Consider the following 13,983-nt stretch of genomic DNA (forward strand, 5'->3'; position numbering starts at 1 on the left):
ATTTTACGCCATATTTTTTTTCAAAAACGGAGCGGAATTTATGCTTCAGCCAGAACTTTACCCTGGACGCCTACTGTTATCTCCTTAACCTCTACTTTGATTCCGGAGGTTTGTACAGCTTGTTTGACCAGATGGGTCAACCCGCCGCAACACGGCACTTCCATGCGAAGAATGGTAATACTGGCCGGTTGAGCCTGCTGCAGAATCTGGGCCATTTTATGAAGATACGGCTCAAATTCATCCAATTTAGGGCAAGCGATCAGCAATACTTTTCCAGACAGAAAGTCCCGATGAAAATCAGGGTAAGCGAATGGAACACAATCAGCAGCCAATAAAATATCGGCGTTTTTCAAAAATGGAGCATGCGGCGGCACCAGCGTCAACTGTACCGGCCAGTTATTGAGCGAGGAATGCTGACTTTCCTTGTTACCGGTATGGGGGGGTGAGCTTTCGCCAAACGACATCAATCTGGCTGATGGACACCCCAAGGGAATAGCGCGCGGTTTTTCAGCCGCCGCAACATGGCGCATCGCTGCTATTTCATCAAACTCCGGGGCTTCTCTCTCTTCTATGGTGATGGCGTCCATGGGACACTCACCCAAACACGCGCCCAGACCATCGCAAAAAGTATCACTGACCAATCTGGCTTTACCGTCGATTATCTGAATAGCTCCTTCAGCACATGACGGCACACATTCACCGCAACCATTGCACTTGTCTTCATCAAAGCAAACGATTTTTCTAATAGACATCTTTGTCTCCTCCCGACCTGGTCAATTCATTTAATCTTTGCCAGCGCTCTTCACCCAAACATTGGCGGGCAGACGAACACCATTCAATGCACGAAGGTTGGGACTCCCTGACAACCATGGTGCCACACCTCTGGCAACGGGCTTTGGATTCATCCGAAAATATTTCAACTTCAGCCCGACAATGAGGACAGCGGTGTAACTCCACCCGCAGTTTACGAAAATCCTGTCCCGGACATCTGTTTTCCATGACAACCCTTTTATGAAGCTTTACTGCTATTATAAAGCGTGATCAGGGTCGGGAATATGATTTATATCAACTTGAAAACAAAGCCTGAAATCAGGCTATATCGGGAGGACCTTCGGCCAACAAGCGCAACTTCACATCATCTTTAATAATAACAAGTCCGCGTCGAGAAGAAATAATACCACCTTCCTTGAGGCGACTGAGAAATCTAACCGTAGTTTCTAATGTCGTACCTGACATATCTGCCAAGTCCTGCCGGGTAAAGGGTAATTCAGAGCCTATTTTGGAAAATAACCGCTCCAGCGTCCGGGCCAGGCGTTGTTCAACCCGCTCACCGGCCATGTCGTGCAAGCGGCTTTGGGCCTCCCGTAATCTAGCACTTAATATGGCTACCATAGCCATTGCCACCGCTGGATTTCGTTCAATAAAATTATTAAATGTTTTTCGGGAAATCGTCAGAACTTCCGTCCCGGCAACGGCCTGACAACTGGCAGGATACGGTTTATTTTCCAGAACCGCTACCTCGCCAAATATATCTCCAGGACTAAAAAAAGCCACTACCGTCTCCCGCCCCAAGGAGCCGTGCTTCATCACTTTAACCCGGCCCTCGGTCAGCAAATAAAAGAATTCCGGCGGATCGCCTTCCCAGAACAGGTATTCACCGGCTTCGTATTTTTTAACTTCGGATTTGGAAACGATTTCAGTCAGGTCCGTTTCTTTTGACGATGAAAATAGATATGCCCGGCGCAAAGACGCAACTGCTGAAGGTATATCCATTATTGATTCTCCCGACGGTTATCCAACAGTAACCGCAAATTCCGAGGCAAAATGTCGTAATAATCCCCCAGGTGAAACCGTTCCAATTTCATGCGGGTATCCTCAAGTAACTGTCCGAGTGGTACCGCAGACAAGATGGCCTGAGTTTCAATTTCTGAAAACTCCGCCCCAATTGAAGCCTGCTCCAAATAATCCACGTTCATTGGACAAGTCAGTTGGCAAATACGGCATCCGATGATTGAATTATGCCACCGAGAGTCTACCCATTCCGGAAAATCATAAGGTTCTTTGCTTAATAGAGACAGGCATCGCGACACATCAAAACAGTCCGGCTGCAGGCAACCGGTGGGACAATTATTTAAACAAGCCTGACAATGGCGGCATTTTCCACTAACAATATGATCCTGCCATAGGTCACCAGCAACCGGCATGTCGGAATAAAAAGCGGCCAGGCGAAAAAAACTACCCATTCCTGGTATATACCCCATATTGTTCAGCCCATTTTCCAATAGGCCAGCGTGACTGGCGATCAATTTTGTAGGTAGATTGGCTTCAAACAGTCGGTAGCCACCAGCCATTATCACCTCATTGATGATACTGGAAAATATTTTTAAATCCCGCTGATAATCAGTTGACAGCGGCGGGGCGTCTACCTGGTGACGTCTTCCCTGAAAACCAAATTCAAGTTTTACCGGAGGGACCGGAGCGGCCACCGTGATAACAGACCCGCCGAGTCTTAATTTTTCCGGAGGTTTGAAATTAAAAACATGTCGACTGAGATGCGGTGATGACTTCCAGACAGAACGCTGAGTATAACCCTGGTATTCAACTTCCAAAGCCGACATGTGCCCGACAGATGTTACACATGCCCGATATCCTTTTGTAAGCAGTTGTTGAATGACCGCTGATGCTGTCTCTGATAATTCCAACATATACCCATTTTAGCAGCAATTCTTTAAAGAGAAATAATCGCCGTGCGGAAAAGGAAAAAGCAGCGTAATTTCAATGAATGAAATGTCAGTAAAAGTCAATTTTAGACGAAATTAATAATGGGGAAGCGGGGACTTGAACCCCGACGTCTTGCGACACATGATCCTAAGTCATGCCCGTCTGCCAATTCCGGCACTCCCCCAAGACGGTTTATTCTAGCATATGACTGAAAAACCGTCACCGGTTGACAAAAACCGCGAGCGTAGACATACTTTTGTGGTGATTTTACTATTCGGCAATAAAAACTACGGCGAACATCTGGGTTATATCGTGACCAGATGTCAGCATTGTCAATCAGATAGAGTTTTCAGCGTTTCTCAGCGCCGGCAACGTCTGACCGTATATTTTATCCCTACGGTTCAATATCGGGTTAAACAATACATGACCTGTCAGGGGTGCGGGCGTCATTTTGAAATAGCCGATGCTCTTAAGCCTCAAATAGCGGAACGTTTGATGACTGAGTCACAGTTGAAAAAAGTCGTTCAGGAAATGACGGTTGGAGCCAACGTCATGGTTCCTTTGTGTCAATCCTGTTCCCAACCCGTTGGGCGGGGCATGCGTTATTGCCCCAGTTGCGGCACGGCCTTACAATGATTTCATGTACGATCAAATAACCCAAAACGTCAGGCGATTACTGGGAGAAATTCCACCGTACGTCACTGTGGTGGCGGCGGCTAAAACCCGCACCCCTGATGAAATACGAGCTGCAATTGATGGCGGAGTGTCCATCATCGGTGAAAACTATGTCCAGGAAGCCGCCAGAACCAAAATTGAGCTTGGGAACAGCGACCGACTTGGTGCTGAAGCAACTTTGCATTATATAGGCCATCTGCAGCTTAACAAGGTAAAAAAAGCGGTTGAAATATTTGATGTAATAGAAACCGTGGATACAAAGCGACTAGCTGATGAATTAAATGCCCAGGCAAAGCGAATAAATAAAGTATTGCCAGTGCTGATTGAAATTAATATCGCGGGTGAGCCTCAAAAAGCCGGGGTTATGCCGGATCAACTACCTGAGTTAGCCCTTTATCTGGATTCCTTGCCCAATCTTAGGCTACAGGGACTGATGACTATGGGCCCTCGACTGGAAGAATCAGGCCTGAGGAAATACTTCGCTGAGACCAAACGCCTCTTAGGAAGCATTGGGCAACTAGGACTGCCAAATTCAGACTTGCTTTATTTGTCCATGGGGATGAGTAATTCTTACCGCATCGCCATTGAAGAAGGGGCGAATCTAATTCGCCTGGGAACGGCAATTTTTGGCGAACGGGCTTAGGCCAGAGATTTTAATCCAGTTACAATATCCCGTAAATCTTCAAACGAGGTATGGGGCAAATTTTCTCTTCGATAAAAATCAAGTAGTGATTCTGTTGCAAAAGCATGAGCGGCCAAACGAGATGCCGGCACATCCGAAGGTCCGTTACCGGCATAGTAAACCTTGTAGCCCTGTTCAATAAACTGTCGGGTATATGATTCCTTAAACTGGCTGAGAACTTCTTCCCCATGGTGATTATAATAACGCGCATCCATGCCTCGCGGCGTAAAAACAGTTTTGGCTGCGATAATTTTAATGTGACTGAAACCGTTGTTCCCCAGTAAAGTCTTGATATAAAAATCCAGTCCGTTGGAAACCACAGTCATCGTTATGTCTTGTTTGGCACAAAAATCCACCAACTCAGTTAAACCAGGCCGGATCCGGCCTTCTTCACGCACCAGGTTTTCCAGGGTCTCCCGATTTTGCTTAACGAAAGCGAAAGCCCGATTATTAAAATCTCCAACCGAAATTATGCCCTGCTGATAGTCCCTAAGGACAGCGCGCCAATCGCCTTCAGCGTAGCGTTCTAAAATCAAAAAACTGATATCTCCTTCGGTAATGGTACCGTCAAAGTCACATTGTAAAAGTGTCTTGTTTGTCAATTTGCCTGAGGGTCCTTTCCTATGGTTTCAGTCATAGTTTCTAAGTCATCCACTTCAGCCGGAATCTCTTTTTTATGAAGTTTGGACGGCGACTCCACCCGGTCAATAAACAACATTCCGTTAAGGTGGTCAATTTCATGCTCCAGTGCCTGTCCTAAAAGCTCTCTTCCTCTGACACGAATCGGCTTCCCTTTACAATCAACACCTTTGACAATCACCGAAACCGATCGGGTTACTTCTGCCGACAAACCAGGGACGCTTAGACAGCCTTCTTCAACTTCCCGTTCTCCAACCCTTTTTACGATTTCAGGGTTGATAATGGCAAAAGGCACTTCCTCCGGCATACCAATGACAATACACCTAAGCGACACGCCGACTTGAGGCGCTGCCAAACCGCAACCGCTGTTGGCCTGCATGGTCTCGATCATATCGTCAACCAATTTTTTAATACTCTGGTCAACTACCGGCACTTTTTTGGCTTTTTGCCTCAAAACCGGATCGGGATGAAAGTGAAGTACTCTTAAAGCCATGAATCAATACTCGCGTTAAATCTTTATGTCATATTATATACGAAGTGTAATTTTCGGACAAATACCTTGCGGAAAAATTAGCTTTATGCTAACATCTTTGGGCTTTCTCAGCGGGGTGTAGCGCAGCCTGGTAGCGCACCTGAATGGGGTTCAGGTGGTCGACGGTTCAAATCCGTCCACCCCGACCAATTTTTTTTTAAAGCCTTTAAACCCTTGTACAAGCCACAAAATGTCCGGGGTCAATCTCTCTTAAAACGGGTTTAACGCAGTCACATTCTCCCTCCAGCGCCCTATCGCACCGGGGCATGAACGCACAGCAACTTTCGGAGTCTACGGTTACGGTTTCCAGCGGTATAACCGACCTTTCGCGAAATCTGTTCTGAGGATCCGGGGTTGGTATCGCAGCGATTAGATTGATCGTATATGGATGTTTTGGCGAACATATCACTTCCCTAGCCGGCCCATATTCAACGACACGACCGAGATACATGACAGCTACCTGCCTGCAAAAATATCCGGCAGTAGCGATATCATGTGTAATATACAAAAAGCCCAGATTATGGTTATTTTGGAGTTCCGCAAATAGCGACAATATTTCGGCCCGGCTGGACGCGTCAATCATAGACACCGGTTCATCTGCCACAATGTAATCTGGTTTGAGCAATAACGCACGGGCAATGGCCACTCTCTGCCTTTGCCCCCCGGATAACAAATGGGTATATTTGGTAACGAATTGCCGTGCCGGATTAAGCTTAACTTCGGCCAAAGCAGACTCTATAGCCGAATTTCTTTCGCCGGAATTACCCAGATGGTGAATGATCAGGGGTTCCTCTAATATCTGCCCGATGTTCATAAACGGATCTAAAGCGGCAAACGGGTCCTGGAAAATCCCCTGAACTTTTCGACGAAAGTGACCGAGCTTATTTTCTGAAGTAAATGTAATATCATATCCCAAATACGAAATAGTGCCGGAGGTAGGCTTTTGCAATCTGAGCGCTATCCTCGCCAGTGTCGTCTTGCCGGAACCGGATTCACCCACAATACCAAGAGTTTCCCCCTGGTTTAGACGAAGAGACACATCATCTACCGCACGGACAACATCTACCCGAAACATGTGCTTCCGGGACTGAAACTCCATTGTAATATTTTTCAGCTCCAGGGCGGCGGTCATTCGGCCTCCAATTGTCCGCACCTGATTTGTCTGCCGTCAGCAAAACGCTTGATAACCGGATGAACAACACAACTTTCATCTGCCATGGGACACCTTGGCCGGAAGTAACAGCCGTCAGGCAACTGAATCATTCTGGGCGGCGTGCCAGATATAAACTCCGGCCTATCCGTACTGCCTAATCTGGGGATGCTTGCTAATAGTTTCCTGGTATAAGGATGACGGGGATCCAGCAGGATTTGTTCAGCGGTTCCCATCTCCACAAATTCGCCGGCGTACATCACCGCAATGTTATCTGCCAAATCTGAGGCTAATGCAAGATCGTGTGTGATGAACAGTCCGGCCAATTTAAAATCCGACTTCAATTTTTTCAACAAGTTCATAATCTGAGCCTGAATGATTACATCCAGTGCCGACGTCGGTTCATCAAGAATTACCAGACGTGGTGAGCAGGACAAGGCCATAGCGATCATGATCCGCTGCTTCATGCCGCCGGAGAGCTCGTGCGGGTACCGGCGGGCGGTTTCGGGCGGCAGTCGCACCAGTTTTAACAAGTCAATCACTCTGGCATCAGCAGCGGCCTTGCCAGTCCCACCGCCCAGTAAGATTGGCTCCGCAATCTGGTCCCCAACCCGTCTGACCGGGTGAAGCGAATCCAGAGCACCCTGGAAAACCATTGACATTTTTTGCCAGCGCACCTGTCGGCGGAATTCATTGACGGATAGTTTTAGACAATCAATACCATCTAAAATAATGCGCCCGGTGGGCAATTCCGCGTTATTCGGTAGCAAACGCATCATCCCGAGTGATAATGAACTTTTACCAGCACCGGATTCTCCGACCACGGCCAGTGTTTTCCCTGCCTCAATAGTAAAGGAAACCCCGCCGACCGCCTGCAACACTCCTTCGCCGGTGCGGTAACTAATGTTCAAATTTGACACTTCAAGTAGCGGCATGTTTTCTCAACTTAGGATTAACTACCGGTTCAAAACCAAGGGATAATAGCACAAAGGTAGCGGCGGCAAATACCACTAAAAGACCGGGTGGTAAAACCCACCACCAATAACCAACATAGACCGCTCCAGTGGAAAACCCACTTTCCAGTATCTGACCCCAGGTTGGAATAGATGGATCACCCAGACCCAGGAAAGACAACCCAGCTTCAGCCAGTATCGCCCCCGGAGTAGCAAATATCATCTGAGCCAGAACAAACGGCCCTATTTGGAATAATACATGACGAAACATGATACGTGACGGACTAGCGCCTAAGGCTCGAGTGGCTTCTACCAGTTGTGAAGCGCTCTGGTGTAAAACCATGCTGCGGACAATAATCGTAAGCCCCGGCCAGCCGAACACTACAAGTACCAGCATGACCAGCCAGAGCTTTTGACCAAAAATGAAAGCTAAAAATATCAGAATTGGCAATAACGGAATGTTGGCCAGCACATCACACAACCTTTGAATAAGGGTATCGGTCCTTCCGCCGACATACCCGGAGATAATGCCGGTGGTTGTGCCAATGACGGTAATAAATACACTGGTTACTACCCCAATAAGCAGTGCTACTGGGAACCCAAACAGCAAACCGGTGGCTAGATCACGACCGGTAGAATCTGTACCCATTAAACCGTACACCGTCCCACCGATGGTGAAGCTGACTTCACCGATGTAATCATCCTCTCCTGTAGTCAGTACCGTCAGGTCTATGACGTATTCACCGACCAGCGGCTTAAACCCGCCGGTCCCGTCAGGTTCACCAAATAATATCCGATCTACCTGACCTTCAACCTGTGCCAGACTCAATCCAATGCCGTACTCGTTGTTGATAAAGTCTCGAACATTGTAAGCGACACTCCGGTCACCGGAAAGGTATACCCGATACGCAGTGTCTGCATAACGTACGTATGGCGAAACTTCACCCGGTGCCGGCCCTGGTACCACATGGCGCAAGAGCAAGACTTCACTGTTATCAGGCCTGATAATGGAAAGTGACATGACCGGCGGCTGACTTTCATAATTCACGTTATTGATGGTAAATGAAGTAAAGGTTGGAAAATTCTCAAAGCTGTAATCATAACGAAAACGGTACACCAGATATCTAGCACTGCCATCTATGACAACATTGCCCGGATTATCCGCCGTAAACACTTTGTGCACTACCTGGTCGTCGCTGGAAAAAGCATTGCTCCAGGCCGGCGGGACGCTTTGAGGATAGTCCGCCCAGTAGGCCGGGTTGTTCCAGATACGGGTGCCAAAATCCAAGGGATATGTCAGTACAACATAAAAAGATATTATAATCATAAAGGCTAGAAAACCAGCGCCGATACGTCCAACCCAACTGGATAAAAGTGCTTTGAGTATATCCTTTGCATTCATTTAGGCGTACCTAATCCTGGGATCCAGCCAGATGTATAAAATTTCTAATACAAACCTGGCGACCAGATAAATCAGGGTAAATACAAAAGTCAGAGCCACGATTACAGTTTCATCGGCAGCAATAATGGCGTCATAATAGAGCCGACCCATACCCGGCCAGTTAAATACTGTTTCCGTCAAAATCGCACCACCCAACGAACCGGCCAGACCCAGTATCAGGCTGGTTATAATAGGAGGCGCGGCGGCTCTTAATATATAACGCCGCTCCAAGATGTTTTCCGGCAAACCCTTGGCCCGGCCCACAGTAACAAAGGGCTCTTGGGCGGTATTCAAAACCATAGTGCGTACGGAATATGCCCAGGAACCGAAGGAAACCAGGACCAGAGTTATGACGGGTAAAGCAGCGTGCCACAAGGTGTCACCAACTCTGGCGATAATACCATCGGGGGAAGGGGCTGATACCATACCGCCATAGGGAAATATGCCCCATTCAAAAGCAAATATCAGCACCATAAAAATCCCGACCCACCAGGCCGGCAAAGCATATGAAACAGCCAATACCAGACAACTGAAACGGTCCAGTCGGGACCCTGCTCTGGAAGCCAGACGGGGACCGATGATCAAGCCTAAAATGGCAGTAATAACCGATGCAGTAGTAATGAGTAATACCGTATTGCTCAAACGTTCAGCCAGCAAATCAACTACACGGGAACTGCCTTCGGTACTACGGAGCGTACGGGCTTCGCCAAGATCAAAGGTAACAACCCTGCGAACAGTGTCCGGCAAACGGTAATACCAAGGTTTATCAAGGCTATAAAATGCTTCTAGTTGTAATCTGCGCTCTGCGACCGCCTGTTCCAGCAGCAACGGATCCCGAATCGTCTGCGCCAGCCCGATGCGGACGGCCCTGACTTCCTCGTTAACGGTAGCCTGCAGCATCCGATCAGAAAATCCGGTAGCGCCCAGTGAAACCACAACCATCACCAGGACCACCAACAGGACCCCGAATAAAGTGAGCCCTCGGCCGAGGAGCTTCCAGATGACAGGCGACATGCTCCTGCGTTACCCCGTGCCTATTTCTTGGCCCCGGAGCCTTTCAGAATTAGGAAGACCAAACCGCCGCCGACAACTATAGCTACCGGAATAATTATAAAAATCGGAGATAAACCGCCGCTGCTGTTGTTATCGCCCATATCATCCGGCTTAATAATTCCGCCTGTAGCCAGGTCTAAATCAACCCGTCGTTCGGTTACCAGTGATACCGTTTCTCCATAAGCCAACAAATGTAATTGATAGATGCTGGGCGACAACCCCTGAGTATCGCTGGCACTTAGCGAATTTTCCGGCACAGCGTCGCTGGGAGGTACGGAGATATTATCTATGCCGGAATCGGAATTCACTCGTAAAATTCGCTGGAAGAAGCTTGCCTGGGTACCTCAAAATACCAAAGGCTCGCTGGACCCGAGATATTCCATCAATGATCATTTTGAAGAATTATTTCAAATTCACAACGTACCAGATGCCCTTCACAATACGGCTGAACTGTTAGACAGTGTTGGTCTCAGCTCAAGCATCCGATGGTCAATCCCGGATAGACTGAGCGGCGGAGAAATCCAGCGATCTTGTATCGCTTTAGCCCTGGCATTAAGTCCTTCATTACTAATATTGGATGAGCCGACGTCAGCCTTAGACCCAAGCTTAAAGGGACAAATTATTGCTTTGCTGGGAACATTGAAAACACAGCGAGACGCGTCATATCTATTCATTACACACGATATTCACCAGGCAATTTCGCTATGCGAAGAGTTCATTGTACTCTATGCCGGGCACATAATGGAACAAGGCAGTCGTGAATCCGTTTTTAATAATCCGATCCATCCATATACTAAAAAACTGCTGGAATGCGTTTCCTTCAATATCGCAAGTGCGCCGCCGAAATATATAACAGGCGAACCGCCGCGACTTGGTGACCTGCCACCTGGATGCCCTTTTTGGCCCAGATGTGAAAAAGCTGACGCAGAATGTAAGGCATCTTTACCATTGCTTGAAGACAAGGGGAGCGGTCACTACGCGGCTTGCTTTAAGTCTTAAGGATTTAACGAGCAAAAAGGCGAACAATGACTTTTTCGCCTTTTTCCAGAATATCCACGTTTTGGGGAATGTCCAGATAACCGTCAGCGTCCGCGGTTGCAGTAATGGCACCGGATTCCTTAAACAATGGTATAGCTTTTCCGTTTTCAACTTTGACTGGCAAAAATTGGCGACGCCCAACGGCGCCGGGCACACTTTGGCTCAGGCCAGCTTCGATTATCCGCCCTTCATCGTGCGGTAACCCGGCCATTTTCCTAACCGCCGGGGCCAGCAACAAATAGGCGTTAATCAAACAGGAGGTTGGATACCCGGGCATTCCGAGCACCGGTTTACCCCTGACAACGGCAAACATAGTCGGTTTCCCTGGTTTTATCTGGATGCCGTGGAACAAGACTTTGCCAAGTTTTTCCAATATACCGAACATTAAATCACGTTCACCGACTGAAGAACCGCCAGAAATAACCACCATGTCGGCATCTAAAGACTTCTCAATGGCGGCCTGGAGACGGTCAGGCTTATCTTCTGCAATAGGCATTTTTTCAGGTTTGCCTCCGCTTTGACGGATGACCGCGGCGATTGTATGTGAATTTATATCGTAAATCTGTCCAGCTCTCAACTCTGAGTCAAAAGCAGCGATTTCCTCGCCGGTAGGCATAACGGCCACTCTTGGTTTAGTTAGGACCGTGGCTCGTGACAAGCCCTGGGAGGCCAGAACTCCAATCTTGCCAGCATCAAAAACAGTACCTTGAGCCAGGACGCGCTCGCCTTTTTTAATATCTTCCCCGACCCGACCGATATTGGCCCCGGGATACACGGCTTTAAATACCTTGACAACATCACCGGATTTTTCGGTTTCCTCCACCATGACTACAGCATCGGCACCGTCCGGCATAGGAGCCCCTGTCGCTATCTGAATAGCTTCGCCCGCTTTCAAATTTAATGAAGGAGAATCTCCGGCAAAAACATGGCCAACAATTGTTAATTGACGCGGATCCCGTCGTCCTGCACCAAAGGTATCAGTGGCGATAACCGCATAACCGTCCATGGCTGCCCGGTTGAAAGGAGGAATTGACATCGCGGCATAAAGGTCCTCCGCCAAAACACGCCCGGCCAGATCATCCAAGTCAACAGACTCATTCGTGTTAATTACCATGGTTTCGGCTAGTACCGTTTGAAGCGCCGAATCAAAATCCAGCAATTGGCCGAAAGGCTTCATCAACGGCCAGCCTCACGAACCATATGTCCGGCTTCCGGTAAAATTATCTTTTCCATCGCTAATCTGACAGCGTTCAGCGAGCCGGGCAGGCACAGCACCACCTTTTCCCCAATAACGCCACCGATTGCCCGGCTCATAATTGAAGGACTGCCGATGGTTTCCCATGTTAAAAGCCGGAAAAGTTCGCCAAACCCCGGCATAAATTTGTCCAGCAGCGGGGATACCGTTTCCACAGTCAAATCACGATGAGATAATCCAGTACCACCGCTGAATACTACAATCTGAACATCAGGGTCTTTTAGCATTTCCCGAAGGGCTGTTGTAATGGCTGAAGCGTCGTTTTTAAGAAGACGGTAACAGGAGACCAAATGACCGTTGTCCTTCAATGTCCCGGCCATAAAACGGCCCGATTCATCGGTATCTTCAGTTCTTGAATCTGACACGGTAATCAGACCAAAGGCGACTGAGACCGGAGAATGTTCCTTATGATCAATATGCCCCATATAAAAGCCATTATAAGTCCCTGATGCCAGGATTGGCAAAAATCAAGCCGGAATAACCCCCACCCCTGATTTCAAGATAAATATCTGTCTATCTGAAGCCGGCGGTAGCTTGATATTGCAGTAACTTCTCCAGTTTTTCCGGGTGGCTGCTCTTCAATAGTGCTTCATCCTTAGCTACCAGGTTCTTTCGCATCAAGTCTGCTAAGGATTGATCAAGTGTCATCATACCGTCCTTACCGGAGAGTTGGATGACGTTGGTCAGTTCGTGGGTCTTCTGCTCGCGGATTAAATTCCTGACGGCCGGAGTGGCCGTCATGACTTCAAAAGCCGGAACACGCCCTTTTGCGTTCAGTCTGGGAACCAGTGTCTGGACCAGAACAGCTTCAAGAACCTGGCTGAACTGCAGGCGTATTTGTTGTTGTTGAGACGGCGGGAAAATATCAATAACGCGGTCAACTGTCTGAGCGGCATCCGTAGTATGGAGTGTCCCCACAACAAGATGTCCGGTTTCAGCCGCAGAGATAGCCGTGGAAATAGTTTCCAAATCACGCATTTCACCGACGACGATGACATCCGGGTCATGCCGCAAAGCATGTTTCAGCGCCACCGCGAAGGCTTTGGTATCATCTCCCAGGTCCCGCTGAGCAATCAGGCATTTCTTGTTTGAGTGCAGATACTCAATGGGGTCCTCAATGGTAATGACATTACGCGCAGCATTCTGATTAAGATAATCCACCATCGCGGCCATGGTAGTTGATTTACCTGACCCGGTTGGGCCGCAGACCAGAATCATGCCGCGGGGTTTCATAATCAAATTTTTACAGATAGCCGGCACCCCAAGTTTTTCCATGGACAACACCTGGAACGGCACTTGCCGAAACGCCATTGACAAAGAGCCACGTTGCCTCATCACACTGACCCTAAACCTGGCGAGACCGGCGATGCCATAAGCGAAATCCAATTCTTTTTCGTTTAAAAAAGTCTCTTTTTGCTCCGGCTTGGCTATCTCGTCCAAAATTAGTTCCAAATCACCGGTTTTGAGATTGGGATACTGTTCCAAAATCAACAACTCACCGTCAACCCGGATTACAGGCGGACTGGGAACCCGCAGGTGAAGATCAGACCCTCCCTGCTCCACCAACAAGCGCAACCATTCATCAATTTGGGACATCTTTAATTTATCCTTTTCGGTATTTAATCGGCCGGCTCATCAACCCTATTAGCTTCAGCTTTTAGCTGCTCAACTTCTTGCTCCGTGAACAGTCTCCAGCCCCGGCGATCGCGGGCAACGCTTTCACCAAGTAGATCACTCTTTAACCAGCGAAACAATGTCGTACGGCTGATTCCGGCCATTTCGCAAACCTCGGCGGTCCGGTAATATTTAGTTCCTTTTAATATCAATGTCATTAGCTTCAACCT

The 13,983-nt window shown here is 48.2% G+C and carries 18 protein-coding genes and 2 tRNA genes; 4 read left to right on the forward strand and 16 right to left on the reverse strand.

The annotated features are described in order from the left end of the window. Positions 1-38: 38 nt before the first annotated feature. From V8247_RS08680 to V8247_RS08700, 5 genes are all read right to left on the reverse strand, one after another. Positions 39-752, reverse strand: a complete 714-nt coding sequence (locus V8247_RS08680; RefSeq protein WP_338737452.1) for a 4Fe-4S dicluster domain-containing protein — start codon at positions 750-752, stop codon at positions 39-41. Next, a complete protein-coding gene (locus V8247_RS08685) occupies positions 742-999 on the reverse strand; it encodes a phosphohydrolase (protein ID WP_338737453.1) in 258 nt (85 codons plus the stop codon). The genes V8247_RS08680 and V8247_RS08685 overlap by 11 nt, the downstream gene beginning before the upstream one ends. 90 nt (positions 1,000-1,089) lie before the next feature. Then, entirely contained in the window at positions 1,090-1,773 is a 684-nt protein-coding gene (locus V8247_RS08690; RefSeq protein WP_338737454.1) for a Crp/Fnr family transcriptional regulator, read from the reverse strand. Further along, complete coding sequence (locus V8247_RS08695; RefSeq protein WP_338737455.1) at positions 1,773-2,705, reverse strand: 4Fe-4S double cluster binding domain-containing protein; 933 nt, start codon at positions 2,703-2,705, stop codon at positions 1,773-1,775. Before V8247_RS08695 ends, V8247_RS08690 begins: the two co-directional genes overlap by 1 nt. A gap of 118 nt (positions 2,706-2,823) precedes the next feature. Then, positions 2,824-2,905 (reverse strand) — tRNA-Leu (locus V8247_RS08700). A 20-nt stretch (positions 2,906-2,925) separates the two neighbouring features. Here V8247_RS08700 and V8247_RS08705 point away from each other — a divergent pair. Both V8247_RS08705 and V8247_RS08710 read left to right on the forward strand, forming a co-directional pair. Next, entirely contained in the window at positions 2,926-3,357 is a 432-nt protein-coding gene (locus V8247_RS08705; protein ID WP_338737456.1) for a zinc-ribbon domain-containing protein, read from the forward strand. Between the two features lie 4 nt (positions 3,358-3,361). After that, entirely contained in the window at positions 3,362-4,039 is a 678-nt protein-coding gene (locus V8247_RS08710; RefSeq protein ID WP_338737457.1) for a YggS family pyridoxal phosphate-dependent enzyme, read from the forward strand. On the opposite strand, the gene V8247_RS08715 is transcribed toward V8247_RS08710, so the two are convergent. After that, positions 4,036-4,680, reverse strand: coding sequence for an MtnX-like HAD-IB family phosphatase (locus tag V8247_RS08715; protein ID WP_338737458.1), 645 nt, complete (start codon positions 4,678-4,680; stop codon positions 4,036-4,038). The two genes, V8247_RS08710 and V8247_RS08715, sit on opposite strands and share 4 nt — an antisense overlap. After that, positions 4,677-5,210 (reverse strand): peptide deformylase, encoded by a 534-nt coding sequence (gene def, locus V8247_RS08720; protein WP_338737459.1) that lies wholly within the window; start codon positions 5,208-5,210, stop codon positions 4,677-4,679. The genes V8247_RS08715 and def overlap by 4 nt, the downstream gene beginning before the upstream one ends. Positions 5,211-5,321: 111 nt before the next feature. On the opposite strand from def, the gene V8247_RS08725 reads away from it, so the two are divergent. After that, positions 5,322-5,398: transfer RNA gene (locus V8247_RS08725), tRNA-Pro, on the forward strand. 17 nt (positions 5,399-5,415) lie between these two features. On the opposite strand, the gene V8247_RS08730 is transcribed toward V8247_RS08725, so the two are convergent. The 5 genes from V8247_RS08730 to V8247_RS08750 form a co-directional block, all read right to left on the reverse strand. Further along, on the reverse strand, positions 5,416-6,381 hold the full coding sequence (locus V8247_RS08730; RefSeq protein ID WP_338737460.1) for an oligopeptide/dipeptide ABC transporter ATP-binding protein: 966 nt from the start codon (positions 6,379-6,381) through the stop codon (positions 5,416-5,418). After that, the gene (locus tag V8247_RS08735) at positions 6,378-7,319 is read right to left on the reverse strand and encodes an ABC transporter ATP-binding protein (RefSeq protein ID WP_375340890.1); all 942 of its coding nucleotides are present in this window, start codon (positions 7,317-7,319) and stop codon (positions 6,378-6,380) included. Before V8247_RS08735 ends, V8247_RS08730 begins: the two co-directional genes overlap by 4 nt. A 1-nt stretch (position 7,320) precedes the next feature. Continuing rightward, on the reverse strand, positions 7,321-8,754 hold the full coding sequence (locus tag V8247_RS08740) for an ABC transporter permease (RefSeq protein WP_338737462.1): 1,434 nt from the start codon (positions 8,752-8,754) through the stop codon (positions 7,321-7,323). Next, positions 8,755-9,735 carry an ABC transporter permease gene (locus tag V8247_RS08745; protein ID WP_338739374.1) on the reverse strand — a complete coding sequence of 327 codons (981 nt, stop codon included), beginning with the start codon at positions 9,733-9,735 and terminating at the stop codon, positions 8,755-8,757. A 92-nt stretch (positions 9,736-9,827) separates the two neighbouring features. Next, on the reverse strand, positions 9,828-10,154 hold the full coding sequence (locus V8247_RS08750; protein ID WP_338737463.1) for a hypothetical protein: 327 nt from the start codon (positions 10,152-10,154) through the stop codon (positions 9,828-9,830). On the opposite strand from V8247_RS08750, the gene V8247_RS08755 reads away from it, so the two are divergent. Beyond that, complete coding sequence (locus V8247_RS08755; protein ID WP_338737464.1) at positions 10,135-10,845, forward strand: oligopeptide/dipeptide ABC transporter ATP-binding protein; 711 nt, start codon at positions 10,135-10,137, stop codon at positions 10,843-10,845. The two genes, V8247_RS08750 and V8247_RS08755, sit on opposite strands and share 20 nt — an antisense overlap. A gap of 4 nt (positions 10,846-10,849) precedes the next feature. Here V8247_RS08755 and glp read toward each other — a convergent pair whose 3' ends face one another. The 4 genes from glp to V8247_RS08775 form a co-directional block, all read right to left on the reverse strand. Then, positions 10,850-12,061, reverse strand: coding sequence for a gephyrin-like molybdotransferase Glp (gene glp, locus V8247_RS08760; protein WP_338737465.1), 1,212 nt, complete (start codon positions 12,059-12,061; stop codon positions 10,850-10,852). Further along, complete coding sequence (locus V8247_RS08765) at positions 12,061-12,564, reverse strand: MogA/MoaB family molybdenum cofactor biosynthesis protein (RefSeq protein WP_338737466.1); 504 nt, start codon at positions 12,562-12,564, stop codon at positions 12,061-12,063. The genes glp and V8247_RS08765 overlap by 1 nt, the downstream gene beginning before the upstream one ends. 88 nt (positions 12,565-12,652) lie before the next feature. Then, positions 12,653-13,735 (reverse strand): type IV pilus twitching motility protein PilT, encoded by a 1,083-nt coding sequence (locus V8247_RS08770; RefSeq protein WP_338737467.1) that lies wholly within the window; start codon positions 13,733-13,735, stop codon positions 12,653-12,655. A gap of 23 nt (positions 13,736-13,758) precedes the next feature. Next, positions 13,759-13,971, reverse strand: a complete 213-nt coding sequence (locus V8247_RS08775; protein WP_338737468.1) for a MerR family transcriptional regulator — start codon at positions 13,969-13,971, stop codon at positions 13,759-13,761. Between the last annotated feature and the right edge of the window lie 12 nt (positions 13,972-13,983).

Source organism: Dehalogenimonas sp. W, assembly GCF_037094495.1.
Classification (GTDB): domain Bacteria; phylum Chloroflexota; class Dehalococcoidia; order Dehalococcoidales; family Dehalococcoidaceae; genus Dehalogenimonas; species Dehalogenimonas loeffleri.